Annotated in this window: 8 protein-coding genes; 6 read left to right on the plus strand and 2 right to left on the minus strand. The window is 61.9% G+C overall.

The features are described from left to right. Nucleotides 1–360 precede the first annotated feature (360 nt). Nucleotides 361–687: a DUF6124 family protein gene (locus SGN16_RS20230; RefSeq protein ID WP_335944514.1), complete on the plus strand. Its 327-nt coding sequence runs from the start codon at nt 361–363 to the stop codon at nt 685–687. 65 nt (nt 688–752) lie between these two features. Here SGN16_RS20230 and SGN16_RS20235 read toward each other — a convergent pair whose 3' ends face one another. Continuing rightward, entirely contained in the window at nt 753–2375 is a 1623-nt protein-coding gene (locus tag SGN16_RS20235) for a PvdJ/PvdD/PvdP-like protein (RefSeq protein ID WP_335944515.1), read from the minus strand. 328 nt (nt 2376–2703) lie between these two features. Here SGN16_RS20235 and pvdM point away from each other — a divergent pair, with 328 nt between their 5' ends. The 5 genes from pvdM to SGN16_RS20260 all read left to right on the plus strand — a co-directional run bounded on the left by pvdM (nt 2704) and on the right by SGN16_RS20260 (nt 12323). After that, complete coding sequence (gene pvdM / locus SGN16_RS20240) at nt 2704–4074, plus strand: pyoverdine-tailoring dipeptidase-like protein PvdM (protein WP_335944516.1); 1371 nt, start codon at nt 2704–2706, stop codon at nt 4072–4074. Continuing rightward, nucleotides 4071–5351: an aminotransferase class V-fold PLP-dependent enzyme gene (locus SGN16_RS20245; protein WP_335944517.1), complete on the plus strand. Its 1281-nt coding sequence runs from the start codon at nt 4071–4073 to the stop codon at nt 5349–5351. Before pvdM ends, SGN16_RS20245 begins: the two co-directional genes overlap by 4 nt. A 24-nt stretch (nt 5352–5375) precedes the next feature. Then, nucleotides 5376–6251 (plus strand): formylglycine-generating enzyme family protein, encoded by an 876-nt coding sequence (locus tag SGN16_RS20250; RefSeq protein ID WP_335944518.1) that lies wholly within the window; start codon nt 5376–5378, stop codon nt 6249–6251. A 239-nt stretch (nt 6252–6490) separates the two neighbouring features. Further along, nucleotides 6491–8149, plus strand: a complete 1659-nt coding sequence (locus SGN16_RS20255; RefSeq protein WP_335944519.1) for a cyclic peptide export ABC transporter — start codon at nt 6491–6493, stop codon at nt 8147–8149. Between the two features lie 37 nt (nt 8150–8186). Next, on the plus strand, nt 8187–12323 hold the full coding sequence (locus tag SGN16_RS20260) for an amino acid adenylation domain-containing protein (RefSeq protein ID WP_335944520.1): 4137 nt from the start codon (nt 8187–8189) through the stop codon (nt 12321–12323). Between the two features lie 1007 nt (nt 12324–13330). Here SGN16_RS20260 and SGN16_RS20265 read toward each other — a convergent pair. Beyond that, nucleotides 13331–15802 (minus strand): TonB-dependent siderophore receptor, encoded by a 2472-nt coding sequence (locus SGN16_RS20265; protein ID WP_335944521.1) that lies wholly within the window; start codon nt 15800–15802, stop codon nt 13331–13333. Nucleotides 15803–16444 lie beyond the last annotated feature (642 nt).

The raw sequence follows: 16444 nt of genomic DNA on the forward strand, positions 1-16444 counted from the left end.
ATGTTCGGCTTTGGCTCTGTTTATCCGGCCATGTAGGACTCCCGAGCGAGGCTACGTTGCCTTGCGCCGTTACCTACAACTGCGCCAGAATCCGCCGGCTTGTCTGCCTGGCTCGTGGCTTTTACTGTTTCCGGGTCGCTGATTTCAGCGATCGGGTTTGGTAGCCCGCGAGTTAACTAGGCGCAAGCGCCACCTCCTACAGATGCTGTCTCGGCGTCTGCTTCATGGTGGCCGTGCGCAGGGCGTCTACGGGCGCGCCGGGTTCCTAGTGCTCCGGTCTACCAACCCGCGTACGGCCGCCACCCCATCGTTTGGTAGCGAGGGTGTCGGCTCCTGAAAATGAATACTAGGAGTTACACCATGTTCAAGATCACCCCCAATCCCCCGGAAGACGATTCAAAGAAACTCAACGAAGCCGCCGACCGCGCCCTCGCCTTTTATCTCGATCCCCAACCCGAAAAACCCACTCCACCACCGGGCCAGTTGTTCACCGTGGCAGAAGGCGCGGACCTGGAATGCCTGCTGGCCAACCTCAGCGAAACCCTGGCTTCGGTCAATGTCATGGCCAACGAACTGGCATTTGATTTGGAAGGCACGCGACGAAGTTTTGCCCTGGGGATCCAACAGATGGTCGAGCTGAGTGAGTTGCTGGCGAACCGCGCCCTGGACATCGCCGCGCCGCGTTAACACCCCTTCCAGCCACAGCAGCATTCGATCGTTCCCACGCTCCGCGTGGGAACGATCAGTAAGGGTTAAACCGGTTTGGATTTGAGATTGCGCGCATACCACGGCCTCTGCGGCACGCGGCGGAACAGTTCGGAGAGTTTCTTGTCATCGCTGCCGAAGGTGATGCGCAGCGCCAGTTTCATGGTTTCCGGGTCCATTTCCACCGAGCGTCCGGCTTGCAACCCAGGCGTGGTGCTGCAGCCGTGGGTGTCCGGGCCCAGCCAGGGGTCGGCGATTTCTACCCACCGGCCCGGGGCGAACCAGGGCACGCCGTTGACTTCAAGCCGGCTCACTTCGCCCGGATGGAAGCGTTCGTGGGCACGGAACCAGTCTTCGAGGCGGTCGTCGATCCAGCCGTGGAAGGCCCAGAACACCGGGTTCACATGGGAGGAAAACGGATCGCCGAGGAAGTCGTTTTCCGGGGCATACCAACGCGCGGCGAAGTCGTCCGGGTCGCGGGCGAACGGCACCGGTTGGCCGTTGGACGGATCGCGCGGCACCGAGGCCCAGCGCATGTGCAGCCAGTCGTGCAGGCCCAGTTCCACTTCCGAACCGAACTGGCCCAGGGTCAATTTCGCCAAATAGCGCGGGTCGTGGTAGCGCGATTCCCAGACCTGGAAATTGCTGTGATAGGTCTCGGCGGTCTTGATGTCGCTGACCCACTGGGCGTATTGCTCGTCGCCGTCGGCCAGCCAGGTGGGCGGCAAGGCGGTGCCGTCGTGGTTGTCGAAATAGCGGGCGAACCCCTGGCGATCACGCTCCAGCTCCGGTTGCGGCAACGGAAAGCGCGACCACGATGGCAGCGGCTGGATCGAACGCGCGGTGCCGAGCATGTGCCGGTGCATGAAAAAGAAGTCGATGCCCGAGCCATTGCGATCCTTGCGCGGGCCGCGGGCGTCACGTTCCTGATCCCGTGGGCCGGGCTGCCAACCGATACCACGCAGGGCGTTGCGTTTGTCCTCGTCCAGGGTGTGCCACTTGTCCCGCGAGGCATGCCAGAGCTGGTGGAACAACCGATGCTCGGGCGACACCAGCCAGGCCAGCAACGCCGGGCTCAGCGGCGTGCGCTCGCGGGCTTCGGGGAAGCGCTGCTTGACGGCGATGAACTGATTGTCGAGTTCCGGCAGGGCCAACGCACGGTCCAGCCGCGACACACGGCCGCTGAGGGTCGCGCTGCCGGCATTGCCGAAGCCGGCCCAGACTTCGTCCAGGGTCATGGTGAATTCATAGTCCGGCGCGCCACCGCAGGCCTGGGCGCCGATCAAGCGCCAGCTCAGTTGCTTCGGGTCGGTGCCGGCCAGATCACCCAACACCCGATAACGGGGTTCATCTCCGGCACGCAGGCGTTCGGCGGTGTCGAGGTACCCCACCAGGCCACGGCCCTTGTGGCCGATATCGAGGAGCACTTGCAGATCGTCCCGGGGCAAGCCGTCGAGGCCGGCATCGCGCCCGGTGAAGCGGATGCTCCAGATCCCCCGCAGCGTATCGGCCCGGCGCTGGCCTGCCACATCCGCCACATCGAACGAGGCCTCGCCGGGGGTGATGGTGGGGTCCGGCCGGGTCAGTTCGCGATGCCCGTAATACACCGCAGGCACGGCGGCACCGGTCAGCGCCAGGCCTGCCATGAACCATCGTCGAGAAATCGTCATTGCCTTACCTGTGTTCGGCCCTGGAGCGGGCTTTATCCAAGCTAGAACGATGGGGGGGCTGACAAATTTATAGAGGCTGTGAGGGCCTCATCGCCAGCAGGCTCGCTCCCACAATGGATCAGGTACATCCGCGAGGGATCGGTCGCCTGTCAGACCGCCATCGCGAGCAAGCTCGCTCCCACAGGTGACCGCGTTCCAATGTGGGAGCGAGCTTGCTCGCGATGAGGGCCTGAAGGCCACCTAAATTTCCCCGCCGATCACTCGTTCTCCCCAGATAGCAAAGGCCCCTGCGCCTGTCCTTCCAAGGCGAACCTGACTGAGATCGGCAATGACAACACCACGTTCGAAAAAGGCTCTTTTCACCGGCGTGCCCCTGGTCCTGGCGCTGGCCGTGGGTGGCGGCCTGGCGGCCTGGGACCATTGGTGGCGGGACAACCCCGGCTACCCGGTCAAGGTGATGAAAGAGGCCAAGGAGCTGCACGAGCGCCTGCTGTCCTTCGACAGCCACATCACCGTGCCGCTGGACTTCGGCACCGCCGGCAACGAAGCCGACAAGGACGGCAGCGGCCAGTTCGACCTGGTCAAAGCCAATCGCGGGCAGCTCTCCGGCGCAGCGCTGACGGTGTTCGGCTGGCCCGAGATCTGGAACGGCCTCAACGCCCCGCACAAGCCCACCGCCGGTTTCGTCGAAGAGGCGCGCAATCAGCAAGAGGTGCGCTACAAGATCATCACCGGCCTGGTCCGGGACTTTCCCAACCAGGTCGCCATCGCCTACACCCCGGATGATTTCCGGCGTCTGCACGGCGAAGGCAAGTTTGCGATTTTCATCAGCATGCTCAACGCCTACCCGCTGGGGCACGACCTGAGCCTGCTGGACCTGTGGACGGCGCGCGGCATGCGCATGTTCGGCTTCAGCTACATCGGCAACAACGACTGGGCCGACTCCTCGCGGCCGCTGCCGTTCTTCAACGACTCGCCCGACGCCCTCGGCGGCCTGTCGGAAATTGGCAAGCAAGCGGTGACGCGTCTGAACGACCTAGGGGTGATCATCGACGTGTCGCAAATGTCGACCCAGGCCCTGGAGCAAGTCGCGCAACTGAGCCGCACGCCACTGGTGGCCTCCCATTCGGCGCCACGGGCCATGGTCGACATCCCACGCAACCTCAGCGACAAGGAAATGCAGCTGATCAAGGCCAGCGGCGGCGTGGTGCAGATCGTCGGTTTCTCCCAGTACCTGCGCCCACTGACGCAAAAGACCCAGGACAAACTCAACGCCCTGCGCGAGCGTTTCGATCTGCCGCCGCTGCCCAACCTGGCGATGGCGCTGATGCCGGGCGACCCGATCATCGCCGCCTGGCCGGAGCAAAGGTTTGGCGAATACGCCAGCCAGCTCTACGCCATCCTCGAAGAAGAACCCAAGGCCAGCCTCAAGGACCTGGGCGATGCCATCGACTATACCGTGCGCAAGATCGGTATCGACCATGTCGGCATCAGCTCGGACTTCAATGAAGGCGGCGGCGTCAAAGGTTGGGAGAACGTTGGCGACATTCGCAACGTCACCGCCGAACTGCTCACCCGTGGCTACTCCGAAGCCGACATCGCCAAACTGTGGGGCGGCAATTTCCTGCGGGTCTGGGATCAGGTCCAGCAAGCCGCAAAACCCGCATTGGCCTCGAACCAGAAGGCCGTCCAGCCATGAATGAACGCCGTACCTTTCTCAAGCAAGCCGGGATCCTTGTCGCCGGCCTGCCACTGGCCGCAAGCCTTCCCACCACTGCCAGCGCCGACTCGCTGCCGCCATTGCCCCGCAACAAATGGGCGCAATTGCGCACGCTGTTCGACCAGGACCCCGACTACCTGCACTTCTCCAATTTCCTGGTTACCACCCACCCGCGCCCGGTGCGCGAGGCCATCGAAAAGCACCGTGCAGCCCTGGACAAAAACCCGGGGCTGTTGATGGACTGGGATTTGGGCGTCACCGAAGAACGCGAAGAAAACGTGCGGACCTGGGCCGGACGTTATCTGCAAGCGAACCCGAAGCAGATCGCTCTGACCGGCAGCACCACCGAGGGCCTGTCAATGATCTACGGCGGCGTCCATGTGGCGGCCGATCAGGAAATCCTCACCACCGCCCACGAACACTACGCCACCCACACTATTCTTGAGCTGCGCACCCAACGGGACGGCACCCGGGTACGCAAGATCAAGCTGTTCGAAAACGCCCACGACGCCAGCCACGAGCAAATCCTCACCGCCATCGACCGCAACATCCGCCCCGAAACCCGGGTGCTGGGCATGACCTGGGTGCACTCGGGCAGCGGCGTGAAACTGCCCATCGACAAGATCGGCGCCCTGGTGGACAAGCACAACCAGGGCCGCAGCGATAAGCAACGGATCATCTACGTGGTGGACGGCGTGCACGGTTTCGGCGTCGAGGACCTGGACTTCCCGGCGATGAACTGCGACTTCTTCATCGCCGGCACTCACAAATGGATGTTCGGCCCACGTGGCACCGGCCTGGTGTGCAGCCGCAGCGAGGAGGTCAAGTACGTCACGCCGATCATTCCGACCTTCTCCGAAGCCACGGCGTTTTCCACCACCATGACGCCCGGCGGTTACCACGCTTTCGAGCATCGCTGGGCGGCGGACGAAGCGTTCAAGCTGCACCTGCAACTGGGCAAGGCCGAGGTGCAGGCGCGCATTCATGCCCTCAACACCTACCTGAAAAAACAGCTGGTGGCGCTGCCGCAGATCGAACTGGTCACGCCCCTGAGCCCGGACTTGTCCGCCGGTTTCACCTTCTTCCGGGTCAAGGGTCGCGACAGCGATGAGATCGCCGGCTACCTGATGAAGAACCGGGTGATCGCCGACGCCGTGCATCGCGACGCCGGGCCGGTAATCCGCACCGCGCCGGGGTTGCTCAACACCGAAGCCGAGATCGATCGCTTCATGGGCTTGCTGGCCAAGACACTCTGAACCTGACTTTATCGAGAGAGACGGATGAACAGTTTTTCCTTGACGCTACTCCCGGCACTGGCCCTCGTCGCCCTGCTGCCCTCCGGCGCCCAGGCCTCGCAACCGGGCCAGGTCTTTCGCGACTGCAAGGACTGCCCGGAAATGGTCGTGCTGCCCACCGGCACCTTCCAGATGGGCACCCCGGAAGACGAAGTGGGCCGCGAGCCTGATGAGGGGCCGATACACCCGGTGACCTTCGCCAAGCCACTGGCGATCAGCCGCTTCCAGGTATTGAAGGGTGAATGGTTCGCCTACCTGCGCGACACCGGTTACCAGATGCCCGACGGCGACAAGCGCCCCGGCCGCGCCTGCAAGGCCGGCATCCCGAATTACCAGGGCAGCGACCCGCGCAAGCAATACACCGACCGACACCCGGCGGTGTGCATGGATTTCGCCGAGGCCAACGCTTACGTGGCCTGGCTGTCGAAAAAAACCGGCAAACAATACCGGCTGGTCAGCGAATCCCTGCGCGAGTACGCAGCACGCGGCGGCAGCACCGGCCCGTTCCCCTTCCCGTTCGATGAGGGCAAGGAATACAGCATCGCCCAACACGCCAACACCTACGGCGCGGCCGACGGCTACAACTTCACCGCCCCGGCCGGCAGCTTCGCGCCCAATGCCTTTGGCGTGTATGACATGCACGGCAACATCTACGAATGGACCGCCGACTGCTACAACGAAAACTACGTGGGCGCCCCGAGCGACGGCAGCGCCTGGCTGACCGGCAAGTGCGAGTTCAAGCGCATCCGCGGCAACGACTGGGGCGAGGCACCGGTGTTCTCCCGCTCCGGCAACCGCAACGCCCTGGTGCCAAGTGATCGCGGCGACTGGATCGGTTTCCGGGTGGCGCGGGATATGTAGGCCGAACACAGCACGGCCCCATGTGGGAGCAAAGCTTGCTCGCGATGCAGACACCTCGATTTCACAGAGAACCGCATCGCCTTCATCGCGGGCAAGCGTTGCTCCCACAGGATAAATTCCCCTCCCCTCCAATCGTTCTAAAGATGGGCGCAACCCAATCCAGCGCGCCTGCGCCCTAAAGCCCTCCCGGCAACCACCCGCGACGGCCTTCGACCTTTTCATCAAGCAGGGAAACCTCCATGAGCCAACCAACCCGCGGGGTGATCAGTGAACTGTTCAGCCTGCTCAAACCCTTCCGGCTGATTGTCGTAGGCTCCATCCTCTTGGGCATGCTGGGCGGCCTGAGCATCACTGCTCTGCTGGCAACCATCAATGACGCCCTGAACGCCGCCACAACGCCTACGCCGCAGGTGCTGGCGACGTTCGCCGGGCTTTGCGCGGCGGCGTTGCTGACCTCGATTCTTTCCGACATCGGCACCAACCATGTCGGCCAGAACATCATCGCCGAGCTGCGTAAATCCCTGGGCAAGAAAGTCTTGCTGGCGCCCATCGAGCAGATCGAACGCTATCGCAGCCATCGGCTCATCCCGGTGTTGACCCACGACGTCAACACCGTCAGCGACTTCGCCTTTTCGTTCGCGCCGCTGGCCATCGCCTTCACCGTCACCCTCGGTTGCCTGGGTTACCTCGCCTACCTGTCACTGCCGATGTTCTTGCTGCTGCTGGTGGCCCTGGTGATCGGCACGGTCGTGCAGTACCTGGCGCGGGCCCGTGGCATCAGGGGTTTCGAAGCCGCCCGTGAGGCCGAAGACGCGCTGCAGAAACACTACGGCGCGATCGCCGCCGGGGCCAAGGAACTGCGCATTCATCGCCCACGCCGCCAGCGCATGTTCAGCCAGCGCATCGAAGCGACTGCCGATTACATCTGCGATACCAACATCCGTTCGGTCAACACCTTCGTGGTGGCCAAGACCTTCGGCTCGATGCTGTTTTTTGTGGTCATTGGCCTGGTCCTGGCCCTGCAATCGCTGTGGCTGGGCACGGACAGGGTCGTGCTCAGCGGTTTCGTACTGGTGCTGTTGTACATGAAGGGTCCGCTGGAATACCTGGTGATGACATTGCCGGTGATCAGCCGGGCGAACGTTGCGTTCAAGCGCATTGCTGAACTGGCCGAGCAGTTTTCCTCGCCGGAGCCGCACCTGCTGCTCAACGACAAGCAGCCTTGCAAACCTACGATCCAACAGCTTGAGCTGCGTGATGTGCACTACGCCTTCCCGGTGGTCGAAGGCAGCCAACCCTTCGCCCTGGGACCGGTCAACCTGTCCATCGCCCAAGGGGACATTGTGTTCATCGTCGGTGAAAACGGTGGCGGCAAGACCACGCTGATCAAACTGCTGCTGGGCCTCTATCTCCCCCAGGGCGGTGAAATCCTCCTGGATGGCACGCCGGTAGGGGCTGCGCAACGGGACGATTATCGCCAGTTGTTCACCACGATTTTTGCCGACTACTACCTGTTCGATGAGTTGGTCCAGGGCGATCAACAGGTGCCCAAAAACGCCAACCGCTACCTGGAGCGTCTGGAAATCGCCCACAAGGTCAGCATTCAGGACGGCGCCTTCAGCACCACTGACCTCTCCACTGGCCAGCGCAAACGCCTGGCGTTGCTCAACGCCTGGCTTGAGGAGCGCCCGGTGCTGGTGTTCGACGAATGGGCCGCCGACCAGGATCCGGTGTTTCGCCGCGTGTTCTACACCGAACTGCTGCCGGAGCTGAAGGCGCTGGGTAAAACCATCATCGTGATTTCCCACGACGACCGCTATTTCGACATCGCCGATCAACTGGTCCGGATGCAGGCCGGTCAGGTCATCAGTGAAAAAGCTCCGGCGGCGTTTGCCTGAGCCCGTCCGACGCCATGCTGCTTACCGCGAGAACACCATGAACGAACTGCTAGATGATGATCTGCTGACGCTGCTGCTGGAGGATGTCGCTCGCGACGTGCACACCAGGTCCAACGGCCGACTGGACCGCGCGCCCCTGTCTTTCGCCCAGCAGCGCCTGTGGCTGGAGCACCAGCGTGACCCGGCCCGTTCGGCCTACAACTTGCCACGCGCCCTGCGCCTGACGGGCGAGCTCAATGCCGACGCCCTGGAACAGGCGCTGAATCGGGTCATCGACCGCCACGACATCCTGCGCACCGCGTTCAATGACATCGACGCTGCGCCGGTTCAGGTGGTCGAGCGCAACGCCTTCCTCTCCCTGCATCGGGAGGACCTCAGCGCCCTCGCCCCCCAGACGCGTGCCGCAACGCTCTCACAACACATCGAGCTGCACGCCCGGCAACCGTTCGATCTCAGCCGCGCGCCGCTGATGCGGGCAACGCTGCTCAGGCTGGACAGCGACGAACATGTGCTGCTGCTCAACATGCATCACATCGTCTCCGACGCCTGGTCCAACACGATCCTCATGCAGGACATGACCCAGGCCTACGCCCAGGCCTCGCTCGGCGATCCATCGCCGCTGCCGCCGTTGCCCATGCAATACGCCGACTACGCCACCCACCAGCGAGGCGAGTATTTGCAAAGTCCGCAATGCCAGCGCAGCGGCGAATATTGGCGTCACTACCTGGGCCACGATCTGCCCACGCTGGAATTGCCCCTGGATTTTCCCCGCACCGCAAGCCAGCAACACCGGGCCGGACGCGTGCAGGTGACGCTTGCCCCCGCCGTGACCCAGGCCCTGAACGCGTTCTGCCAACGCCAGGGCCTTGCGCCGTTCGTGGTGGCGCTGGGAGCCTGGCAACTGCTGCTGGGCCGCTACAGTAACCAGGACGACTTCACCGTCGGCGTGCCCAACGCCAACCGCAATAGCCATGAAAGCCAGGACCTGGTGGGATTCTTCGTCAGCAGCCAGGTGTATCGAGCGCGAATCGACTCGACCCACAGCGCGTTGGATTTTCTGCGCAGTTTGCGCGCCCAGTCCCTCGCGGCCCTGGAACATGCCGACTACCCGCTGGAGCTGATCCTCGATCAACTGCAACGTCCCGGCGCACAGGGCTTGTTCCAGGTCTTGTTCAACTGGCGCACCGGCTCTGCGCCCCTGCCGACCTCGTCCAAAGGCGAACTGGCCCTGGAGTTTCTCGACACAGGCGACAGCCAGGCCAAGTTCGACGTGGCGCTGGATGTCGACTATTCACAGCAGCAGATACTGGCGACGTTCGAATACAGCCGTGATCTCTACCGCACTGAAACCATCGAGCGCATGGCCGGCCACTGGCAAAACCTGGTGCGGGGCCTGATCGAAACACCTGAACGCGCCCTCGGCGAACTGCACTTGCTCAGTGCTGATGAGCGCCAGCACACCCTGCACGACTGGAACCGCCAGCCGACCCGGCTGCCCCGTGAACACTGCTTGCACCAGTTGATCGAAACCCATGCCGCCGCCACCGGTGAGGCCATAGCCCTGACCTTTGAAGGGCAGCACATGAGCTACGCCGAGCTCAACCGCCAGGCCAATCGACTGGCCCATCGGCTGATCGAGCAAGGCGTCGGGCCCGACGTGCTGGTCGGTATCGCCGCCGAGCGCACACCGCAAATGATCATCGGCCTGCTGGCGATCCTCAAGGCCGGCGGCGCCTACGTGCCGCTGGACCCGGCCTACCCGGCCGATCGCCTGGCTTACATGATCAAGGACAGTGGCGTGACGCAGATCCTGACCCAGGCTCATCTGCGTGAATCCCTGGCGTTGCCCGCCGACATCAACTGCCTGTTGCTCGACCCAGCCGAGGCCGATGGCAACTACCCCGAGCACAATCCGGATGTGCCGATGCACCCGGATAACCTGGCGTATGTGATCTACACCTCAGGCTCGACCGGCCAGCCCAAAGGCGCCTTGCTGGCGCACCACAACGTCAGCCGATTGTTCCAGGCCACGGACCATTGGTTCGGCTTCGATCACCGGGACGTCTGGTGCCTGTTCCATTCCTATGCCTTCGACTTTTCCGTGTGGGAAATTTTCGGCGCGCTGCTGCACGGCGGTCGACTGGTCATCGTGCCCCACGCCGTGAGCCGTTCACCCCAGGATTTCTACGCTCTGGTTTGCCAGGAAAACGTCACAGTGCTCAACCAGACGCCTTCGGCATTCAAGGCGTTGCTGCAAGTCGCCTGCGCGCCTGACCAACCTCTGGTCCACCGGTTGCGCCAGGTCATTTTTGGCGGCGAAGCGATTGACGTGCAGAGCTTGCGCCCCTGGTTCGAACGCTTCGGCGACCAGTCGCCGCAATTGATCAATATGTACGGCATCACCGAAACGACGGTCCATGTCACCTGGCGACCGCTGTCGATCGACGACTTGCACAGCGAGACCGCGAGCCCTATCGGCCAGCCCATCGTCGACCTGTCCTGGTACTTGCTCGACGCCCACTTGAACCCGGTGCCCAAGGGTTGCATCGGTGAGTTGTATGTCGGCCGGGCCGGTCTGGCCCGTGGTTACCACCAGCGCGCCGACCTGACCGCCAGCCGCTTTATCCCCGACCCGTTCGATCCCCTGCCGGGTGGCCGCCTGTATCGCACTGGCGACCTGGCACGCTACCGCAGCGATGGCAGCATCGAATACATCGGGCGCCTGGATCATCAGGTCAAGATCCGCGGTTTCCGCATCGAACTGGGGGAAATCCAGGCACGTTTGCAAACGCTGCCAGCGGTCCGGGACTGTGTCGTGTTGACCCATGAAGGCCCCGCCGGCCTGCAACTGGTCGCTTATGTGATTGCCACGCAAGCGGCCACAGCCGAGTTACGCGAAGACCTGTTGACCGCCCTCAAAGCGCAATTGCCGGACTACATGGTGCCCAGTCACCTGCTGTTCATCGATCACTGGCCGCTCAATGCCAATGGCAAGCTCGACCGCAAGGCCTTGCCGGAACCTGATGCCGCTCTCCGGCAAACCGATTACGTGGCGCCGCGTACGTCATTGGAACAGGCGCTGGCACAGCTCTGGCAACAATCCCTCAGGGTCGAGCGCGTGGGCATCAACGACAGCTTCTTTGAACTGGGCGGGCATTCGATCCTGGCCATCGAACTGATTGCCAACCTCAAGGCCCGCCTGAACATCAGCGTGCGCCTGCAAGCGTTGCTGGCCAACCCGAGCGTCGCACAGCTGGCGCTGTTCATTGCGCAAAATCATCGAGAGCAGACCCAATGCCTCATCCCGTTGAACAGCGCCCCCAACAGCGCGCCGCAGTTGTTTTGCCTACACCCCAGCGGGGGCATCGTGTTCTGTTACCAGCCCTTGGCACGCAAACTCGACCAACGGGCGCGCGTCAGCGGCGTCATGCACCGTGGCTTCAGCGAACCCCATGCAAACCCTGAGGCTTGGGCCGAGATGATTGCCGACTACAGCCGGGAAATCGTCACCGCCCAACCCCAGGGCCCGTATTACCTGATGGGCTGGTCGTTAGGCGGAACCATTGCGCTGGACATCGCGGCGACGCTGGAACGCCAGGGCCACACCGTGAGCTTTCTCGGGCTGGTGGACAGCACGATTCCTGAACACCTGTATCCGGCGACGTTGTCGCGTCATCGGCATTTGCCTGACGAAGAACCCGCCGATCCGGCCTCCCAGGATCTGCTTGAGGCCATCGAATATTTCGACCTGCTGTTCCCCACCCTCACCGAACGTACGGCGGCTTACCGTCAGGAACATCCCGATAGCACGGTTCAGGCCTTCCATGAATGGGCTACCCGCCAGATCGAGCCGGGGCGAGGCGATTTGCTGTCAATCGTGCAGAGCGTCAAGGATGAAGTCATGAACGCCCAGGCGTTCTCGGTGCATGATCGGTTGCTGGAGGCCTTCGATGGATTCACCTTCAAACCGGTACGGGTACGCCCTAGTTGCTGGTGGACCCAGGCGGAAAAAACGCCGGACGAATTGGCATTCTGCGAGGGCTTGATCAAGGGGTACAGCTTGACCGGCGAGCTGCGATGCTCGGTGCGCTCGCCGTTGCGTCACCGCGGTATGATCTTTGATGATGGGTTGCTTGATTCGCTGGTTGAGGTTTTTCTGGGCAGCACGGCATAGGAGCAATAGCGCCGACAGCCGGTTTTGTGTTCCCCGAACGTTGGTGTGTATATCCGTTTCTTCGGTAACGGCCACTGGCGGTTCCGCTCTTACAGCGGGTCACTTTTGGAAGAGCGCCAAAAGTAACCAAAAACGCTTTGCCCCACCACTCGGTGCCTCGCCTAGGCTCGGCATGCCCTCACTCCGGCATTGCTCCGTGGGCCGCCGCGAAGGGCCATCCATGGCCCAGCGCGGCTAACCCGGCATCCATGCCGGGTTGCCCACTGCGCAATGCCTGCGTTCGGCCAGCGTGGTTTAACGGGGCGTCCCAGATCAAAATCAAAAGCAAAGCAAAGCAAAGCAAAGCAAAGCAAAGCAAAGCACAGTAGATGTCCAGCACCTATGCAACTGAACCACCGCTATCGCGAGCAAGCTCGCTCCCACATGGGTTTGCGAGTGTTCACAGCATCTGTAAACGACACAAAACCTGTGGGAGCGGGCTTGATCGCGAAGGCATCGGCACATCCAACATCACCGCAAACTGAACCGCCGCTTTCGCGAGCAAGCCCGCTCCCACAAGTCCTGCTCAAACAGGTCGGATAGGTGTACACCCGCAAGAGCCAGGCCGGCTGTCAGGCCGCCTCGCGTCGGACGTTGATCTCGGCGCCCCGTTAACCACGCTGGCTGAACGAAGGTATTGCGCAGTGGGCAACCCGGCATGGATGCCGGGTTAGCCGCGCTGGGCCATGGATGGCCCTTCGCGGCGGCCCACGGAGCAATGCCTTCGTTCAGGCATGCCGAGCCTAAGCGAGGCACCGAGTGGTGGGGCAGAAGCGCTTTGCTTACTTTCGCGCTCTTCGAAAGTGAGCCGCCGTAAGGGCGGAACCATAAGCCGCCGTTACCGCAGCAACGGATATGCACCCAATCCAACCCAAAAGAAAACGGCGCTTTCCCCATCCGGGAAAAGCGCCGTTTCCTTAAGCAAACAACCTCACGCACAAGGCGGGTCTATCTCACTCTCCCAAGAATCAGAACTCCGGAGTGTACTTCACAGAGAACATCAGGTTACGCGGATCACCAAAGTTGTTGTTGCCATTGAGCTGGTTGTAAGCCGACGTTAAGTACGTCTTGTCAAACAGGTTATTGGCATTGACCGCCAAGGCGATTTCCGGCGTCAGCTGGTAGCCGACCCGGGCATTCCATACGGTGTAACCCGGGATTTCACGGTCATAGTCATAAACCATCGTGTGGCTTTGGGTGGTGAAGCCCAAGCCGGTGCTAACACGGCTCCAGTCACCGGTGAACTGGTAGTTACCCCACACACGCAGCATGTGTTTCGGCGTCCAGGTACTGTAGATACGACCTTCCTTTTCCGGGTCCTCCAGGTACTTGGTGGTGTTGTAGGTGTAGCCCGCGAACAACTGCAGGTTGTCTATCACTTCACCACTGATTTCGGCATCGAAACCCTGGCTGCGCACTTTCCCCGAGGCTGCCGAGCAGTCCGAGTTAACACACGCCGGGTTAGAGCTGTCGTCGATGGCACGGTTTTCGTGGTCGTAACGGAAGATCGCCAGGGAGGTATTGACCCGACCGTCCATCAACTCACCCTTGAGGCCAACTTCGTAGTTGGTGCCGACGATGGGCTTGAGCACCGTACCGCTGGTATCGTGTTCGGTTTGCGGCTGGAATATGTCGGTGTAGCTGGCGTACACCGCCCACTCACGGCTCAGGTCATAGATGATACCGCCGTAGGGCGTGACCACCCCGGTTTCAGTTGTGATGCTTGGGTCGACGCGTGTGATACCGGTGGACTTTTCGATTTTCGACTTATAGCTGGAGTCATACCAACTGACCCGGGAACCCAGCACCAGCGTCAGGTCGTCGACCGGCTTGACACGCCAAGTGCCGTACACGCCCTTCTGGCGAATATCGTACTTACTAAGGGTGCCCTGACCGCCCGCAGCGATCAGACTCTCGTAGCTGATGTCCGGACGGTCATTGTTCAGATCGAAGATAGAGTCGCTGGTGCTGTTGAATGTACGGGCGTAGCGATCATCCGTCTCCAACTGAGAGAAGTTGCCGCCAAGCATGACTTCCTGCGCCATCGACAAGGCTTCGAACTTGCCAGTCAGGTTCATGTCCAGACCAGACTTCGTGGACTGGAAATCGGTCACGAAGTCGGCATATTGCACGCCACTGCCATCAGCCAAGAGGCCACCATTTCTTTGCACTCGCTGGTTTTTCGCCTGGTTATCTTCGGTCATGTACACGGCCCCCACCTTGAACGCCCAGTCCTCGTTGAAGCGATGCTCCAGGTCGGTGTAGTAGGTGGTGACATCGATTTCTGAACGGTTCCAGCGCGCACCCGTGTAGGTCGAACGCGACACGTCCGGCATCGAACCGTCGGCGTAGCGTGGCAGGCCGCGGATGTTGCCGCGCGATTCACCGTTGGATTGACTGACCGCGAAGCCCAGGGTGGTGTCTTCGCTCAGGTCGATGTCCAGCGCGCCGTACAGCGAGTGGGTCGTGCTCCACGCATGGTCGACGAAGGAATTGCTCTGGTCTTCGTCGGCGACGATACGGCCGCGGATGTTGCCGGCCTCGTTCAGCGGGCCGCCGGCGTCCAGTTGCAGGCCGTAGTGATCCCAGGAGCCGGCCTTGCCGGTCAGGGTCACGGTCGGTGCGCTCTGGCCACGCTTGCGCACCAGGTTGACGGCACCACCAGGGCTGCCAGTGCCTTGCAGCAGGCCGGAGGCGCCGCGCATGATTTCCAGGCGGTCGAAGAAGATCAGGTCCTGGGTCGCCCAGTTGCCCAGCGAATAGTTGTTACGCAGGATCGGCACACCGTCGTACTGCCAGTCGTCGATCTGGAAACCGCGTGACGACAGGATCATGCCTTGGCCAACGCCCTGCAGGCCGACGATGCCGGTGGTCTGGTTGACGGCGTCCTTGAGACTGACCAGGTTCTGGTCGTCCATCTGCTTGCGCGTCATCACCGTGATCGACTGGGGAATTTCCTTGAGGGTGTGGGTGCCCTTGCCAATGGTCACGGCGTTACTGGTGTAGGAGTTGCTGCCTTCGGTCGTCGCGTCCAACGCCTGTGCACTGATGGTGGTCGCGCCCAATTCGAGGCCTTCACCAGCAGAACCGCGCACCAGCATCAGGGTATTGCCCTCGACGCTGTAACGCACGCCGGTGCCCTTGAGCAATTCGGCGATGGCCGCCTGCGGACTCATCTTGCCGCTGACGCGGTTGCTTTTCAGGTCGGCCATATCGTTAGCGTTGTAGATCACTTGCTGGTTGGTCTGTTGACCGAACGCTTGCAGTGCCTGCGGCAGCGGTTGCGCGGGAATGTTGATGCTAACGTCTTCCGCCATCACCTGAGCACTGAAGGGCAGTGCGCAGACCAGCCCCAGACCGCCCAACACCCGACGCGAACGCAGGCCGCGGGACATGACGAGCGCCTTGAACAGAGGTTTCAACTCATGAATGGATGACATCGTGCTCTCTATTATTGGTAAAGGTAAAAAGTCCCTGGGGCCGAAGGGCCCGCCGCTCGCCAGAACAAGAGACCCCGCACGGTCGATTGCCTCAGGGCAATGTGTCTGTGCGTGGCCGACCGGCCCCTCCCCGGGCACGGTCATTCGGCTGGACGACGGCGAAATCTTTACTGGACAAATCCGATGCCTGGGCGTCCTGCTCGACCCGATTTGTCCACATACCTAAGTAAGACGCAGCACCTGCAAAAAACCGGAATGAGTTTATTTATCATTTGCGAAAAAAAACCGCCGCTGTTAGGCGACGGCCTTTTGTTCATGCCATATCAGCTGCCTTCATCGATCATTCCCACGCTCCCGCGTGGGAATGCCGCCAGGGACGCTCCGCGTTCCGCTTCTGGAAGGTGACGCAGAGCGTCACGGGATGCATTCCCACGCAGAGCGTGGGAACGAGAAAAAAGACCGTCGCCGTTGGGCGACGGCCTTCTTAATGCCTGGATCGATCGTTCCCATGCTCCCGCGTGGGAATGCCGCCAGGGACGCTCCGCGTTCCGCTTCTGGAAGGTGACGCAGTGCGTCACGGGGATGCATTCCCACGCAGAGCGTGGGAACGAGAACTCACAAAGGCCTTTTGTTCATGCCATA

Source organism: Pseudomonas sp. G166, from assembly GCF_037027455.2.
Taxonomy (GTDB): Bacteria; Pseudomonadota; Gammaproteobacteria; order Pseudomonadales; family Pseudomonadaceae; genus Aquipseudomonas.